14 protein-coding genes are annotated in these 15101 nt (G+C 73.6%); 1 reads left to right on the top strand and 13 read right to left on the bottom strand.

From position 1 onward, the window contains the following. The 13 genes from MNZ29_RS09675 to lipA all read right to left on the bottom strand — a co-directional run. On the bottom strand, positions 1 to 717 hold a 717-nt coding region (locus tag MNZ29_RS09675), incomplete at its 3' end, for a zf-HC2 domain-containing protein (RefSeq protein ID WP_242355022.1). Then, positions 714 to 1298, bottom strand: a complete 585-nt coding sequence (locus MNZ29_RS09670) for an RNA polymerase sigma factor (protein ID WP_242341190.1) — start codon at positions 1296 to 1298, stop codon at positions 714 to 716. The genes MNZ29_RS09670 and MNZ29_RS09675, both read right to left, overlap by 4 nt. Before the next feature lie 9 nt (positions 1299 to 1307). After that, positions 1308 to 2321, bottom strand: a complete 1014-nt coding sequence (locus MNZ29_RS09665; RefSeq protein ID WP_242355020.1) for a hypothetical protein — start codon at positions 2319 to 2321, stop codon at positions 1308 to 1310. Between the two features lie 167 nt (positions 2322 to 2488). Next, positions 2489 to 3880, bottom strand: a complete 1392-nt coding sequence (locus tag MNZ29_RS09660; RefSeq protein ID WP_242341188.1) for an aspartate kinase — start codon at positions 3878 to 3880, stop codon at positions 2489 to 2491. Positions 3881 to 4192: 312 nt separating this feature from the next. Further along, a complete protein-coding gene (locus MNZ29_RS09655) occupies positions 4193 to 4717 on the bottom strand; it encodes an SUKH-4 family immunity protein (protein WP_242355018.1) in 525 nt (174 codons plus the stop codon). Positions 4718 to 4820: 103 nt separating this feature from the next. Then, on the bottom strand, positions 4821 to 5921 hold the full coding sequence (gene lipB / locus MNZ29_RS09650; protein WP_242355028.1) for a lipoyl(octanoyl) transferase LipB: 1101 nt from the start codon (positions 5919 to 5921) through the stop codon (positions 4821 to 4823). Between the two features lie 14 nt (positions 5922 to 5935). After that, positions 5936 to 7381 (bottom strand): dihydrolipoyl dehydrogenase, encoded by a 1446-nt coding sequence (gene lpdA / locus MNZ29_RS09645; protein ID WP_242341186.1) that lies wholly within the window; start codon positions 7379 to 7381, stop codon positions 5936 to 5938. A gap of 130 nt (positions 7382 to 7511) precedes the next feature. Continuing rightward, entirely contained in the window at positions 7512 to 8426 is a 915-nt protein-coding gene (locus MNZ29_RS09640; RefSeq protein ID WP_242355016.1) for a ThiF family adenylyltransferase, read from the bottom strand. 12 nt (positions 8427 to 8438) lie between these two features. Further along, positions 8439 to 9227 carry a TatD family hydrolase gene (locus MNZ29_RS09635; RefSeq protein ID WP_242341191.1) on the bottom strand — a complete coding sequence of 263 codons (789 nt, stop codon included), beginning with the start codon at positions 9225 to 9227 and terminating at the stop codon, positions 8439 to 8441. A gap of 7 nt (positions 9228 to 9234) precedes the next feature. After that, on the bottom strand, positions 9235 to 10551 hold the full coding sequence (locus MNZ29_RS09630; RefSeq protein WP_242355014.1) for a dihydrolipoamide acetyltransferase family protein: 1317 nt from the start codon (positions 10549 to 10551) through the stop codon (positions 9235 to 9237). A 30-nt stretch (positions 10552 to 10581) separates the two neighbouring features. Next, a complete protein-coding gene (locus tag MNZ29_RS09625; RefSeq protein WP_242341467.1) occupies positions 10582 to 11556 on the bottom strand; it encodes an alpha-ketoacid dehydrogenase subunit beta in 975 nt (324 codons plus the stop codon). Between the two features lie 17 nt (positions 11557 to 11573). Next, positions 11574 to 12773, bottom strand: coding sequence for a thiamine pyrophosphate-dependent dehydrogenase E1 component subunit alpha (locus tag MNZ29_RS09620; protein ID WP_242355012.1), 1200 nt, complete (start codon positions 12771 to 12773; stop codon positions 11574 to 11576). Positions 12774 to 12785: 12 nt separating this feature from the next. After that, a complete protein-coding gene (gene lipA / locus MNZ29_RS09615) occupies positions 12786 to 13670 on the bottom strand; it encodes a lipoyl synthase (RefSeq protein ID WP_242355026.1) in 885 nt (294 codons plus the stop codon). A 271-nt stretch (positions 13671 to 13941) separates the two neighbouring features. Here lipA and MNZ29_RS09610 point away from each other — a divergent pair, with 271 nt between their 5' ends. Next, entirely contained in the window at positions 13942 to 15015 is a 1074-nt protein-coding gene (locus MNZ29_RS09610; protein WP_242341469.1) for an HD domain-containing phosphohydrolase, read from the top strand. Positions 15016 to 15101: the final 86 nt, after the last annotated feature.

Raw genomic sequence — 15101 nt, 5'->3', positions numbered from 1 at the left:
CGGCCGGACGATCACCGCGGGCCCCGCCCCGGCGGCGCCCTCCGCCCCGCGCCGCTCGAGCCGGGCCCGCAGCGCGCCCACGTCCACGGGGCGGTCGTCGAGCACCGCCACGAGCGCCCCCTCCCCCGCGCCCGTCCACGCGAACGCGTCCCCCACCGCCCCCGCCGTGGCCCGCCCGGCGAAGAGGACCGCCACGCCGTCCCCGTCCACGAGCGCCACCGCGGCGTGCGCGTGACGCGACGCGGGGAGCCCGACGCGCAGCGACGCGCCCGCCGGCACCGGCTCGGCCTCCCCGAGCGTCCGCACGCGGTCGCCCTCGCTCGCCCACAGGGTGAGCTCGAGGGCGCCCTTGGCGCGCCAGTCCTGCGTGTCCGGCCCGGGCGCGAGCCGCTGGAGGAGCGGCACCGCCGCCACGGCGACGAGGAGGGCCGCGAGCGCCAGCCCTGCGCGGAGGAGGCGGCGGCGCGGGGCCGCGGCCGGCGCGTCCGCGCGGGCGAGCCCCTCCGCGACGCCCGCGGCGAACCGCTCGAACGGGAGCGACGCGTGGAGCGCCTCGCGCTCGCGCGCGAGCTCGCGCGCCGAGGCCTGGCACCGCGCGCAGCCGGCGAGGTGCGCCTCGGTGCGGGAGCGCTCGTCGCCCGTCAGCTCGCCCGCCTCGAGCCGGCGGATCCGGGAGATCGAGCACGCGACGCCGGGGCCGCCCAGCTCGGTCTTCATGGCAGCTCCTCCGGATCCGGCAGGGTCAGGTCGGGGAACGCCTCGCGGAGCGCGCCGCGCGCGGCGCCCAGGAACTCGCGCAGCCGCTTGCGGACGGTCGGGAGGCTGCGGCCGGTCGCCGCCGCGATCTCGGCCTGCGTCAGCTCGTCGACGAAGTAGAGCACGGCGACCTCCTGCGCCTCCACCGGCGCCGCGCCGAGGAGCGCGCGCACGAGCTCGCGGGAGTCCGGCGCGATGCCCTCGCTCACCCGCTCCCGGGCGAGCCGCGTAAGCTCGTCCCGCCACGCCGCCCGCGAGGCGCGCAGGACGTTGAGACAGTGGTGCGTCGCGGCGGTGAGGAGATAGGCGCTCGGCGAGGCGGCGGCGCGCAGCTCGGGGAGCGCGCGCAGCGCGCGGACGAAGACCTCCTGCGCCGCGTCGCGCGCCCCCTCCTCGTCGCGCAGCAGGTAGCGGCAGCGCGCGAGCACGCCCGCGGCGTGTCGGCGGTAGAGCTCCTCGACGAGCCCCGCCGCCGGCGTGGCCGCGGGGAGCGGGCCGGCGGGGCCGGCCCTCCCTCCCGCGATGACCTCGAGCCGCGCCATCCGCCCCGCTCAGGGGAGGCCGAGCGTCGAGTACTGCGGCTCGCCCTGGAAGGCGCTCGCGCAGGCCGACACGTCGCCGAAGGCCGGATCGGTGTCGTAGGTGAGCGCGAAGGCGCCCGCCTTGCCCGCCCAGCACTCGCTCGCGCCGTAGTCGAACGTCCAGCTCCCGTTCACGTCCTCGGCGAAGACCCGCGCGTCGCCGCGGCCCGCGCCGGTCCCGTCCCAGCGCGCGTGGAGCGAGAGGTTCACCGGGTTCGCCGCCGGGTCCTGGCCGCGGAACGCCACCTGGAGGTCCCCGCCGGCGCCCGTCGCGACGAACGCGTACGCGGCGTCGAGCGGGTTCCCGTTCTGCTCGTCGCGCCCGCCGGCGAGCTGCGCGTCGACGCGGGCCTCGGCGGTGGTGTCGTACTGGATCGTCAGCGTCCCGTAGCGCTGCTCGGACTCCGGGAGCTGGCGCGCGTTGTCGAAGGAGACGGTGAGCTGCCCCTTGCCGCGGCCGGGGCCGGCGGGCTCGGCGACGCCGCTCACGATGGAGAGGAACGGGCCGGGCACGAGGAGGTTCATGGCCGAGAGCTCGTAGGTGAACTTGCCCTCCTCGACCTTCGTGACGACGAGCTGCCAGCGCTTCACCTTGAGCCCGACCTGGACCTTGCTCTCCTCGTCCCAGGGGCCCCAGGTGCACGTGTCGCCGCTGCAGGCGGTCGGCGGGAGGAGCGTGACGAGGCGGAGCGTCGCGAGCGTCCACCACGCGCCGCCGTTCACGGTCCAGGCGGTGACGTAGGACCAGCGCGCGTAGTCCGAGGTCGTCAGGGCGGGGAAGCGGGCGTCGAAGGTCGCCTCGGCGGTCGCGGTGAGCGCGGCCGGGGAGGACGGGGAGGAAGCGTCCGCGCTGTCCTTCGGGGTGTCGATGCGGATGGCGCTCGACTCGGGGACGGCGCTCCGCGCCTCGTCAGGGGTGATGTCCTGCTTCCCGCACGCTGACGCGAGCACGGCGAGGGACAGCGCGGCGATCGTCTTTCTCATCTCGGAGACCTCGGTGGTCGGCCGGATCATTCCGGCGCGGTCTACGGAGAGAGACACGCTCCCCCGCGCGGAATGGAAAGTGCCACCCGCGCCGGGTCGTCAGGAAGGTGGGAGGGGGTGCGCGGGCGGCGGCGCCCCGCGGTCGCGGGACGCCGCCCTCGCGAGCCTCACGCCGCGACGGGAGGGTTGAGGCAGAGCGCCGAGTTGAGCGCCACCACCGCGCGCTTGTAGTCGTCGCGGTTGATGACGAACTGGATGCTCGTCTGGCGCAGCGACTGGGAGACGGCGTTCACGTTGATGCCGTTCTCGGCGAGCGCCGCGGTGGCGCGGGCGAGGACCCCGGGGAACGCGATGTTCGTGCCGATCACGCAGACGATCGCGGAGGGCACGGCGGTCACGACCTCGTAGGCGTTCTCGAGCTCCTCGACGAAGCCCGCGCTCACCGACTTCTCCCAGACGACGTGCGTGATCGAGTTCGCGTTGGTCGCCTTCAGGATGTAGGAGACGCCGTGCTTGCGGAACAGCTCCATCACCCCGTAGTCGAAGCCGACCGTCCCGACCATCGAGGGATCGTGGATCTCGACCGCGGTCACCTTCGGCGAGCCGGCGATGATCTCGATGCGCGCCTGCTTGCCGGTGTACTGCTTCGTGATGAGCGTGCCCGGGTGGTCGGGCTCGAAGGTGTTCTTGAGCCGGATGGCGATGCCGGCGAGCTCCATGGGCTTCGCCGCCTTCGGGTGGATCGCCTCCATGCCCACGTCGGCGAGCTGATCGGCGACGTCGTAGTTCGTCATCCCGACCACCACCGCGTTCTCCGCGCCCACGAGCTGGGGATCCGCCGAGGAGAGGTGGAACTCCTTGTGGATGACCGCCTCGTTCGCCTTGATCTCGACGGCGACCTTGCTGAAGGTGACCTCGGAGTAGCCGCGGTCGAACTCCCGCATGATCCCCTCGACGCCCTTCGTGTAGCCGGTGACGACCACCACCTGGTTCGCGAGGTCGACGCCCTTGAACGAGGCGTGGATGCGCTCGTCGATGGTGAACGGCTCGTCGTCGTCGAAGCCGGTGAGGTCCATGAGCGATGCCGCGACGCCCTTCGCCTTCAGGATCTCGACGCTGTTGAAGGCGCTGTGCGCCTCGCCGATGGCGGCGAGCATCTCGCGCGCGGCGAGCAGCACGTTGTCGCGCCGGAGGTACCCGCTCGCGAGGACGTGGCGCATCGAGTCGAGGTAGGCGCGCAGCTCGCGCATCCGCCGCTCGATGAAGCCGTCGGCGCGGGCGAGATCGAGGCCGATCGGGGCGAGGCCCGCGTTGATCTCCTTGAGCTTGGCGGTGAGCCCCTCGAGCGCGCTCGCGTAGTCCGCGCCGTTCGCGAACCGCGCGTAGACGCCGGGCTCGCCGGTCTTCTTGTGCTCGAGGAGCTGGTTCGTCACGCCGGCGTAGGCGGACACGACGTAGACGCGGCCGTGCACGCGCTTCGGGTCGCGCAGCATGATGTTGCGGAGGACGTCCTCGAACGCCGACATCGAGGTGCCACCGATCTTCTCGACGCTGATCATCGAACGGATCCCGCGGGGCTGGATGGTGTGGAGTTCCGGGCGAAAGCCGCGATGATACCAACTGTGGCCGGGATCGCGACCCCCCTGGGGCGCGAGCGGGCGACCGGCGCGGTCCGGGAGGCCGCCGCGAGCGGTCCCGCCACGGCTGAACGGCCGATCATGCTTCGCGAACAGGCGAGCGAAGCGAGCCCGCCGGGGCGACGCCGCGGAAGCGGCGAAGCCGCTCGCGGCGGCGCACGGGACCCGGCGAGCAGGGGTGGGGTCCCCGACGACGGCGGTCAGCCGTCGGCGGGGCGGGGGCGCAGCCCCCGTTCAGCTCTCGTTCAGATCATCGAGCCACTGCGGCCAGTGGTTCGCCGGCGAGGCCATCGCCGGCGGGTCGATGCGGGCGAGATCCGTGCGGATCCGCTTGAGCCGCTGCGCGACCGGCTCCTCGGCGCCCCACCACTGCAGGAACACGTCGATCGCGTCGAGGAACAGGCCCGCGCTCGAGCTCACGAACGCGGGCCGCTGCCCCTGCTCCAGGTCGACGAGCAGCACGCGGCCGCTCACCCGCTCGAGGACGAAGACCGCGGCGGGCGGCTCGTCGCCCCAGGACATCGGGTCGCGCATGGAGCCGATCACCCAGCCCGTCACGCCCGCCGTCTCCGCGCCGCCGCTCGCGAACTGCTCGAGCGTGCGGAGCCTCCCGTCGGCGAGCTCGGAGGAGAAGAACGTCGGCCCGGTCCACCCGGGGATGCGGACCTCGCGCGGCACGCCGCGCAGCGCGAGCGTGCGCGCGGCGTTGCCGAGGTCCGGAAGCTTCTCGCGGAGGCGATGGCGCTCGGTGACGACCACGGCGCGCATCATGCCATGGACGCGGGACAGCGCCGAGCCGCCGCCCGGACCACCTCGGACCACACGTCTCCCGGGTCCGGGCGCCTGGCCGGGGAAGCCGGCCTCAGCGCGAGGCGGGCGAGCCCGTCGCGAGCCGCACCGCCTTGCGCAGCCCCGCCAGGCGGAGCCGCTCGAGGGCCTCCGCCGGCGTGAGCCAGACGTGCTCGGCGTGCTCGTCGGAGATGCGGACCTCGAAGCCGGCCGGGAGCCGGGCGGCGAAGGCGGTCTCCTCCGCGAGCCGCAGCGCGCCGCCGGGGAGCCGTGCCAGGACGGGGTCGACGCCGAACGCGTGCCGGTAGCCGAGCGGCTCGACCGGCACGTCCGCGCCGGTCTCCTCTCGCAGCTCGCGCCGCGCCGCCTCCGTCTCGCTCTCGCCCGCCTCGATGCGCCCGGTCACCGGCTGCCAGAAGCCGCCACGCGCCTCGCTGCGGCGCAGGAGCAGCACGCGCCCGTCGGCGCCGACCGGCACCACCGAGACCGTGCGCAGGTCCGGGGACGCGTCCTCGCGCGCGCGCCCCAGGGCCTCCGCCGCGTGGGCGGCGAGCCGCTCCTCCACCTCCGGCAGCTCCGGCACCGCCCTGCCCCGCTCGCGCAGCTCGGCCTCGAGGCTCGTGACCCCGAGGCGCGGATCGGCGATGCCGCACGGCACGATCACCTGGAAGTGCGTGAGGTCGGTGCGGACGTTGAACGCGAAGCCGTGCGAGGTCACCCAGCGCGACAGGTGGACGCCGACCGCGCCGATCTTCTTGCGGCCGACCCAGGCGCCCCGGTGCTCCTCGTGCCGCCCCGCCTCGACCCCGTAATCCGCGCAGGTGCGGATCATCGCCTCCTCGAGCGCGGCGACGTAGCGGCGCACGTCGGGGCGGTCGGCGAGGTCGACCACGGGGTAGCCGACGATCTGGCCGGGCCCGTGGTAGGTGACGTCGCCCCCGCGGTCGGTGTCGTGCAGCTCGAAGCCCTGCTTCTCGAGCCAGGCGGGGGCGGCGACGATGTTCGCCCGGTCCGCGCCGCGCCCGAGCGTCACGACCGGCGGGTGCTCGAGCAGGAAGAGGTGATCGACCCCGGGCGGCGTCGCGGCCCGCACCGCCTCGCCCGCGAGGCGCATGAGCGCGAGGCCGTCTTCGTACTCGACGCGGCCGAGCCTGTGGACGAGGAGCGTGCGCACGTTCGCGGCGCCCGTCACGCCCGCGCGGGCTCGGCGGCCTCGCCCTTCTTCTTGCGCTCGGGCGGCTTCAGCATGTGGATGGGCTCGCCGAGCGCGGTCTTGCACGCCTCCATGAACGCCTCGGGGAGGGTCGGGTGCGCGTGGATGGTGAGCGCGACGTCCTCGAGGTACGCGCCCATCTCGAGCGCCAGCGTGGCCTCGGCGATGAGATCCGCCGCCTCCGGCCCGACGGCCGTCACGCCCAGGAGGAGCTTCGAGGCGCGGTCGGCGACCACCTTCACGAACCCGTCCGTGTGGTCGATCGCGATCGCGCGGCCGAGCGCGCCGAACGAGAACTTCCCGGTGATGGGGTCGTACCCCTGCGCGCGAGCCTCCTCCTCGGAGAGTCCGACGGTGCCGATCTCCGGATCCGTGAAGATGCCGCCCGGCATCGCGACCCAGTCGCGCGCGGACTTCATCCCGGCGATCACCTCCGCCGCGATCTCGCCCTCCTTCGACGCCTTGTGCGCGAGGAACGGCCCACCCGTCACGTCGCCGATCGCGAAGACCGACGGCACGCTCGTCCGGTACTGCGCGTCGACCTCGATCCCCTTCGGCCCGACCTTCACGCCGATCTTGTCGAGCCCCAGCCCCTCGGGGCTCGGCCGGAACCCGACGGCGACGAGGATCTTGTCGCACTCGATCGTGGTCTCCTTCCCCTCCACCTCGACCTTGACCGCGAGCGCGGCGCCCTTGCGCTCGAACCCCTTCGCCTTCGCGTTCACGTGCACGGTGACGCCGCGCTGGCGCAGGTTCTTCTGCACGAACCGCACGGCCTCCGGGTCGATGCCGGTGAGGATGTTCGGCAGCGCCTCGAGGAACGTGACCTGCGAGCCCAGCTTCGCGTAGACCGTGCCGAGCTCCATCCCGATGATGCCGCCGCCGATGCAGACGAGGCGCTTCGGGACCTCCGGGAGATCGACGGCCTCCTTCGCGCTCCACACGTCCTTGCCGTCGAACTTGAAGCCCGGGATCTCGACCGGGCGGCCTCCCGTCGCCACGATGAAGGCCTGCGCCTCGACGCGCGTCCGCTCGCCGTTCTGCTCGACGTCGATGGCCGTGGGCGAGACGAAGGTCGCCGTCCCCTTCACCACCTCGACGCCGTTGCCCTTCTCGAGCAGGCCGACGCCGCTCGTGAGCTTCTTGACCACGCCGTTCTTGAACTCGCGCAGCTTCGCGACGTCCACCTTCGGCTCGCCGGCCACGATGCCGCGCTCGGCCGCGTGCTTGATCTCGTCCACGAGGTTCGCCGCGGCGATGAGCGCCTTCGACGGGATGCAGCCCCAGTTCAGGCACACGCCGCCGAGCGTCTCCTTCTCGACGAGCGCCACCTTCTTCCCGAGCTGCGCGAGCCGGATGGCGGCGGGGTATCCGCCCACGCCGGCGCCGATCACGACGGCGTCGAAGGTCTTGGTGGCCATGGAGCGATCTCCTGGGTGGAGTCCTTGGGTGAAGATGTAACCGCGCGACCTCGCGCGCGCGGGGACTCTATCGGCGGGACGCCGACGGTCAACACGAAAGCGGCTCCCCCGAGAGGGATGGCCTGCCCGCTCAGCGGGCGCGCTGCCGCTTGCGCCGCCGCGCCTCCTCCTTCTCCGAGAGGATCCGGTGCGTCTCGGGCGCGACGCCGGAGAGCCGCTGCACGACGGCGGCCGCGGCGGCGAGGCCGAACGCGCCGGTGACGAACGCCGCGCTGCCGTACACCTTCGGGCCGCGGCGGCGCTCCTCCGACCCGCGCGGGCGCGCGCCGGGGACACCGCCGTCGTCGCCCGGGAGCGCGAGCGTCTCGCGCGGCGTCTCGATCGACCAGACGGCGAGGACGCCGGTGGGCTCGGCCGCGGAGATCCCGTGCCGCCGGCGCAGGTACTTGCGGACGTCCTTGCCGAGCTGATCGGTGTGCGACTCGCAGAGGTCGGTCACCTGGATGGCGGTGGGATCGAGCCGCCGCGCGGCGCCGAGGGAGGTGACGATGGGGACGCCGAGCGCGAGGCAGCGCTGGATGACGTGGAGCTTCGCGACCACGGTGTCCATCGCGTCCACGACGAACGACACGCCCGCCGGGACGATGCGCTCCGCGCTCGCCTCCGAGTAGAACTCGGCGATCGCGTCCACCCGCACGGCCGGGCTCACCCGCGCGAGGCGGGCCGCCATCTCCTCGACCTTCAGCGCGCCGAACGCGCCCTCGAGCGCGTGGAGCTGGCGGTTCGCGTTCGTCTCGTCCACGCGCTCGCCGTCCACGAGCGTGACCCGCCCGACCCCGGCGCGCACGAGCGCCTCCGCCGCGAAGCTCCCCACCCCGCCAATGCCGAGCACGACCACGTGCGCCTGGGCGAGCCGCTCCATGGCGTCCGCGCCGAGGAGGCGCGCGGTGCGGTCGTGGCGCGGCGAGGCGGGAGCCGGAGCGACCGGGGGATCGGCGGGGCGCGCCGTCTGCGCCCCCCCGGCAAGATGCCGACGCGTGTCCATGCGCGCGCTCTTCTACCGCCCCTGGGGCCCGAGCCGGAAGAGCGCCCGCGCGTTCGCGGTGGTGAGCGCGTCCACCTCCTCGACCGAGCGCCCGGTGGCGCGCGCCACGGCCGAGGCGATCTCGGGGAGGAACGCGGGCTCGTTCCGGCCCCGGTGCGGGCGCGGCGTCTGGTCCGGCGCGTCGGTCTCGAGAAGCAGCCGGTCCGGCGGGACCGCCTGGACGGCGGCGATGGGGCGCCGCGCGCGCTCGTAGGTCACCGGGCCGGCGAACGAGAAGTGGAGGCCGAAGCGCAGGTAGCCCTTCACCTGGTCGGCGCTGCCCGAGAAGCTGTGGAGCACGCCGCCTGCGGGGAGCGGCGCCTCCTCGAGGAGCGCGATGAGCGGCTCGTGGAGCTTCAGGCAGTGGAGCACGACCGGGAGCCGGTGCCGCCGGGCGAGGGCGAGGTGCGCGCGGAGCACCCGCACCTGTCGCTCGAGCGGGGCGCCGGCGGCGACGCTCGGCCCGTCGAGGCCGCACTCCCCCACCGCCACCGCGCCGCCCTCGGCGAGCGCGGCCTCGAGCGCCGCCAGGTGCCGCGCGTCGTCCCGCGGGTCGAGCTCGGGGAGGAGCTGCGGGTGGAGGCCGAGCCCGAAGTGCACGCCCGGGGTGGCGCGCGCCCAGCCGGCGAGGCCCGCCCAGCCGTCGGGCCCGATCGCCGGGACGACGACCTCCGAGACGCCCGCCGCCCGGGCGCGCCCGAGGACCCGGTCGCGATCGGGCGCGAACTCGAGCTTGTCGAGGTGACAGTGGGTGTCGATCAGCGCGGGCCTACGCCATGTGCATGAAGAGCAGGTTCGGATCCTCGAGCGTCCGGATGATCTCGTAGCAGAAGGCCGCCGCCTCGTGGCCGTCGATGACGCGGTGGTCGCTCGTGATGGACACGTGCATCACGTCCCGGACCACGACCTGCCCGTCCCGCACCACGGGGGTGGGTCGGATGCGGTGCACGCCGAGGATGCCCACCTCCGGGTAGTTGAGGACCGGCGTCGCGAACATCCCGCCCAGCGCGCCGAGGCTCGTGATGGTGAAGGTCGAGCGGCCCATGTCCTCCGGCCGCGCCCGCCCGGCCTTCGCGTCCTGCGCGAGCCGCTCGATCTCCCGCGCGAGCTCGACGAGCGAGCGCCGGTCCGCGCCGCGCACCACCGGCACGACGAGCCCCGCGTCCGTCGCGGAGGCGATGCCGATGTCGTGGCGGCGGTGCAGCACGAGCTCGCCGCGCTCGTCGTCCATCGTGGCGTTGAGCTTCGGGAACTTCCTCAGCGCGGCGACGACCGCCTTCACGATGAACGGGAGGAACGTCACCTTGACGCCCTCCTCCTTCGCGGCGGCGGCGATCCGGTCCTTCACCCGCGCGAGCTCCGTCACGTCGCACTGCTCGACGAAGGTGAAGTGCGCGGCGGTCCGCTTGGAGCGGGCCATGTTCTCGGCGATCCGCTTGCGGACCCCGCGGAGCGGCACGCGCTCCTCGGCGCCGCCGCCCTCGGGGCGCAGCGGGATGGGCGCCGCCGGCCGCGCGGGCATGACCTCGGCCGAGGGCGCGGTCCCGCGCTCCGGGCGGCCATGCCCGTTCGTGGCGTTCCGGAACTCGGCGAGGTCCTCCTTCGTGACGCGCCCGCCCGGCCCGGAGCCGGCCACCGCGTTGATGTCGATCTCGAGCGCGCGCGCGAGCGCCCGCGCCGCCGGCGTCGCCAGCGCCTTCTGGCCCGCGGGGCGCTGGGACAGGGCCGGAGCCGCCCCCGGCGCGGCGGCGAGCGGAACGGCCTGCGTCGCGGCCCGGGCCGCGGGCGCCTCCGTGCCGGCCTTCGCCTGGGCCGTGCTCGGCGCCGACGGCGGCGGCGCCGACGCCCCCTCGAGCTCCAGCTCCACGAGCGGCGAGTGCACCTTCGCGACGTCGCCCACCTTCCAGAACAGCCTCACGACCCGCCCGCGCTTCGGCGAGGGGATGACCACCGTCGCCTTGTCGGTCATCACCTCGACGAGCGGCTGATCCTCGGCGACGACGTCGCCGGGCTTCACGAACCACTGCTGCACCTCGGCTTCGACGACGCCCTCGCCGATGTCGGGGAGCTCGAGCTTGTACGCCATGGGTTCGGCCTCGCTTGCCCGGGGGCAGCCCTAGTACGACACGACCTCGCGGATCGCCTTCAGCACGCGCGGCGCGCGCGGCAGGTACTCGTTCTCGAGCGTGTACGGGAACGGCGTGTCGAACCCGGTCACGCGCGTGATGGGCGCCTCGAGGTGGAGGAAGCACTTCTCCTGCAGGATCGCGGCGAGCTCCGCGCCGAAGCCGCAGGTGCGCGGCGCCTCGTGCACCACGATGGCGCGGCCGGTCTTCTTCACCGACTGGACGAGCGTGTCGGTGTCGAGCGGCTGCAGCGAGCGCAGGTCGATGACCTCGCAGTCGATGCCCTCCGCCTCCGCCTCGCGCGCGGCCTGCTCGACCTCGTGCCACATCGAGCCCCAAGCCACGAGCGTCAGCGCCGAGCCCTCGCGCGTCACCTTCGCCTTGCCGATGGGGACCTGGTACTCGCCCTCGGGCACCTCGCCCTTCGCGGCGCGGTACACGCGCTTCGGCTCGAAGAACAGCACCGGGTCCGGATCGCGGATGGCGCTGATGAGCATGCCCTTCGCGTCGTACGGGTTCGAGGGCACGACCACCTTGAGCCCGGCGGTGTGGACGAAGTGCGTCTCCGGCGACTGCGAGTGGTAGTGGCCGCCCTTGATGCCGCCGCCGTAGGGCGTGCGGATCACCATGGGGCAGGAGTACTGACCCGCGGAGCGGTACCGGTACTTCGCCACCTCGTTCACGATCTGGTCGAACGCGGGGAAGATGAAGTCCGCGAACTGGATCTCCGGGACGGGCCGCAGGCCGTAGAGCGCCATGCCGAGCGCGGTCCCGATGATGCCGCCCTCCGCGAGCGGCGTGTCCATCACGCGATCGGCGCCGAACTCGTCGTACAGCCCCTGCGTGGCGCGGAACACGCCGCCGAACTTCCCGACGTCCTCGCCCATCACCACGACGTCGGGGTCGCGACGCATCTCGAGGCGCAGGGCGTCGTTCACCGCCTGGATGATGTTCATCGTCGGCATGCGGACCTCCCGGGCGTTCAGGCGTCGGAGTGGCGGGGGTTCGCGACGCGCGGATCGGCGGCGACCGCGGCCTCGAGCTCGGCGAGCTGCTCGCGGAGGAGCGGGGTCGGCTCCGCGTACACGTCCTCGAACAGGGACTCGAGCGGCGGCTTCGGCGCGAACGCCTCCGCCTCCTTGAGGACCCGCTGCAGCTCCTCGCGCACGCCGGCGCGGATCCGCTCGTCCCCCGCGTCGTCGAGCGCCCCGCGCCGCGCGAGGAAGCGGCGCATGCGCAGGAGCGGATCCTTCCGCTTCCACGGCTCGACCAGCTCCGCCGGGCGGTAGGCGCGCGGATCGTCGGAGGTGGAGTGGCCCTCGACGCGGTAGGTGACGCACTCGATGAGCGTGGGCCCCTCCCCCGCCGCCGCGCGCGCGCGGGCGCGCCGCGTCGCCGCGTGCACCGCCAGGAGATCGTTCCCGTCGACCCGCTCGCCGCGCATGCCGTAGGCGATGGCCTTCTGCGCGATCGTCTCCGAGCCGGTCTGCCGCTCGCGCGGCACGCTGATCGCCCAGCCGTTGTTGCGGCAGATGAACACGACCGGGAGCTTGCGGACGGCCGCGAAGTTGAGGCCGGTGTGGAAGTCGTGGGCGCTCGTGCCGCCCTCGCCGAAGTAGGTGATGGCGACCATCGGATCGCCCTTGAGGCGCGCCGCCCAGGCGGCGCCGACGGCGTGCGAGATCTGCGTGGAGATGGGCGAGGAGATCGAGGTGAAGCGGCCGGGCCGCCAGGCCTCGTGGCACGGCATCTGCCGGCCCTTCAGGGCGTCGCCGGCGTTGCCGAACAGCTCGCACAGGAAGGCGACGAGCGGCATCCCGCGCATGAGCGCGGCGCCGTGCTCGCGGTAGCAGGGGAAGATCCAGTCCTGCTCGTCCATCGCCGCGGCGGAGCCGAGGATCGAGGCCTCCTCGCCGATGGAGCCGATGTAGAAGCCGATGCGGCCCTGGCGCTGGAGCGTGATCATCCGCTCGTCGAGCGCCCGGTTGAGGACCATGAGCTCGTAGAGCTTCAGCACCTCGGCGTCGGACAGCGTCACCTCGTCGGGCGGACCGACGAGCTCGCCGTCCTCGGCGACGAGGCGGTACAGCGGGAACTCCTTCACGAAGCGGCCGGGCTCCCACTCGCGGTGGTTGCCGCGCTGCCGCCTCGGTACCGCCCCCACCTCGTGCTCTCGGCGCATGAGTCGCTCCGGTCAGGGACCAGGGGCTCGCGAGGCGATCTCGCCCCTCAGGAACAGCTCGGCGGCGCGGTAGCTGGACCGTACGAGCGGTCCGCTCGCCACGTACCGGAAGCCGAGCGCGAGGCCCGCCTCCCGCCACGCCGCGAACTTCTCGGGCGTCACGAACTCGACGACGGGCAGGTGCCAGGCGCTCGGCCGCAGGTACTGGCCGAGCGTGAGGATCTCCACGCCGGACGCGCGCAGGTCCTTCATCGCCTGGACGAGCTCGTCCTCGGTCTCTCCGAGCCCGACCATGATCGAGGACTTCGTCACGATCCGCGGGAACTCGCGCTTCATCTGCGCGAGGACGCCGAGGGTCTGGTCGTAGCCGGCCTTGAGATCCCGCACGACCGGCGTGAGCCGGCGGACCGTCTCGAGGTTGTTCGCGAACACGTCCGGCGCGGCCTCGCCGACCGCGCGCACCGCGGCGGCGTCGCCGCGGAAGTCCGGCGTCAGCACCTCGACGAGGAGGCCGGGGATCGCCTTCAGGCGCCGGATCGCGTCGGCGAAGTGGCCGGCGCCGCCGTCGGGCAGGTCGTCCCGATCGACGCTCGTCACGACGATGTAGTCGAGGCCGAGCTTCGCGATGGCCTCCGCGAGGTGGCGCGGCTCGTCCGCGTCGAGCGGCGGCGGCTGGGCCGCCGTCTTCACGTTGCAGAAGCGGCAACCGCGGGTGCAGACGTCGCCCATCAACATGACGGTGGCGGTCCCGCCCCCCCAGCACTCGGCCACGTTCGGGCAGTGCGCCTCCTCGCAGACGGTGTGGAGCTCGAGCCCCTTCACCGTCTCGCGCACCTTCTGGTAGCGCTCGCCGCCCGGCACGTTGACCCGCAGCCAGCCGGGCTTCCGCGCGGTCATCGGCACGCCCTGCTCCCGGAAGGCCTGGAGGATGGATCTCGGGTCTTGCGGCGGCTCGCCGGCGGAGCCCAGGACGGGCAGGCTGCTGCGCGGGGTGTCGGACATGTTGCCGCGCGGGATGTAGCGGTGGACTGGCGCTAGGTCAAGACGCGGCGCTCAAACGGGCGACCGCCGGGCGAATGCTGGGCATTGGGGGTGCGACCTGCATGCTATAGTTTCGGCACCCGCCCCTTCTGGGCGCCCCCTCTTCGCCGAAGGAAGAAGCGCTCGAATGGCGGAGTCCCCCAGCGAACCCACCCGGATCCTCATCGTCGACGACGACACGTCGGTGCGCGACGTCATCGCGGTCCTGCTCGGGGAGGAGGGCTACGCCGTCACGGCGGTCTCCTCGGCGGAGGCCGCCCTGGACGCGGCCCGGCTGAGCGAGTTCTCGCTCGCGATCAGCGACGTCCGGATGCCGGGCAAGGACGGCTTCTGGTTCCTCGACCGGATCCGCGAGCTCCACCCGGACACCGCCGTCATCATGCTGACCGCCTTCGGCGACACCGAGGCCGCGGTCGAGTGCCTGCGAAACGGCGCGGCGGACTACCTCCTCAAGCCGCCCAAGGTCACGGACCTCATCCGCGCGATCGAGCGGGCACTCGGGCGACGGCGCCTAGAGCTCGCGCGGCAGCGCTACCGGCGCAGCCTCGAGAACCGCGTGCGCGAGAAGACCGCGGAGCTGTCGCGGACGCTCGGGGACCTGCAGGCCACCTACTCCCAGACGCTCTGGTCGCTCGTCGCCGCGCTCGACGCGCGCGAGCACGAGACGAGCGACCACTCCCAGCGCGTCGTGCGCTACACGCTCGCCGTGGCGAAGCGGCTCGGCCTCACCGAGAAGGAGCTGCCCGACATCGGCCGCGGCGCCCTCCTCCACGACATCGGCAAGATCGGCGTGCCCGACGCGATCCTCCTCAAGCCCGCGAAGCTCACGCCGGCCGAGTGGGAAGAGATGCGCAAGCACCCGCAGATCGGCTTCAACATCCTGCAGTCGGTCGAGTTCCTCGACGTGCCGGCGCAGATCGTGCTCTGCCACCAGGAGCGCTACGACGGCGGCGGCTATCCGCGCGGCCTCGCGGGCGACGCGATCCCCATCGGCGCGCGCATCTTCGCGATCGCCGACTGCTTCGACGCGATGACGAGCGACCGGCCCTACCGCAAGGGCGGCCCGGTGGACGCGGCGCGCGCCGAGATCGCGCGCTGCTCCGGGACCCAGTTCGATCCCCGCTGCGCCGACGCGTTCCTCTCGATGTCGCCGGAGGAGCTCGCCGACCTGGCGCGGACGACGCAGGCCAGGCCGATTTGATCTCACGGGGGACTGCGTCCCCCGCCCCGCCGACGGCTGGCCGCCGTCGTCGGGGCCCCACCCCTGCTCGGCGGGGCCCGTGAACG

Origin of the sequence: Anaeromyxobacter sp. SG64, from assembly GCF_022690745.1 — a bacterium.
GTDB lineage: Bacteria > Myxococcota > Myxococcia > Myxococcales > Anaeromyxobacteraceae > Anaeromyxobacter > Anaeromyxobacter soli.
The sequence above is the reverse complement of the archived record's forward strand: the minus strand, read 5'-3'. Positions and strand labels throughout refer to the sequence as shown.

Coding starts and splice junctions, on each gene's coding strand:
- MNZ29_RS09620 (WP_242355012.1), bottom strand. CDS start 12,773: ATGCGCCGAGAGCACGAGGTGGGGGCGGTACCGAGGCGGCAGCGCGGC.
- MNZ29_RS09665 (WP_242355020.1), bottom strand. CDS start 2,321: ATGAGAAAGACGATCGCCGCGCTGTCCCTCGCCGTGCTCGCGTCAGCG.
- MNZ29_RS09660 (WP_242341188.1), bottom strand. CDS start 3,880: ATGATCAGCGTCGAGAAGATCGGTGGCACCTCGATGTCGGCGTTCGAG.
- lpdA (WP_242341186.1), bottom strand. CDS start 7,381: ATGGCCACCAAGACCTTCGACGCCGTCGTGATCGGCGCCGGCGTGGGC.
- MNZ29_RS09625 (WP_242341467.1), bottom strand. CDS start 11,556: ATGCCGACGATGAACATCATCCAGGCGGTGAACGACGCCCTGCGCCTC.
- MNZ29_RS09670 (WP_242341190.1), bottom strand. CDS start 1,298: ATGGCGCGGCTCGAGGTCATCGCGGGAGGGAGGGCCGGCCCCGCCGGC.
- lipA (WP_242355026.1), bottom strand. CDS start 13,670: ATGACCGCGCGGAAGCCCGGCTGGCTGCGGGTCAACGTGCCGGGCGGC.
- MNZ29_RS09630 (WP_242355014.1), bottom strand. CDS start 10,551: ATGGCGTACAAGCTCGAGCTCCCCGACATCGGCGAGGGCGTCGTCGAA.
- MNZ29_RS09640 (WP_242355016.1), bottom strand. CDS start 8,426: ATGGACACGCGTCGGCATCTTGCCGGGGGGGCGCAGACGGCGCGCCCC.
- MNZ29_RS09610 (WP_242341469.1), top strand. CDS start 13,942: ATGGCGGAGTCCCCCAGCGAACCCACCCGGATCCTCATCGTCGACGAC.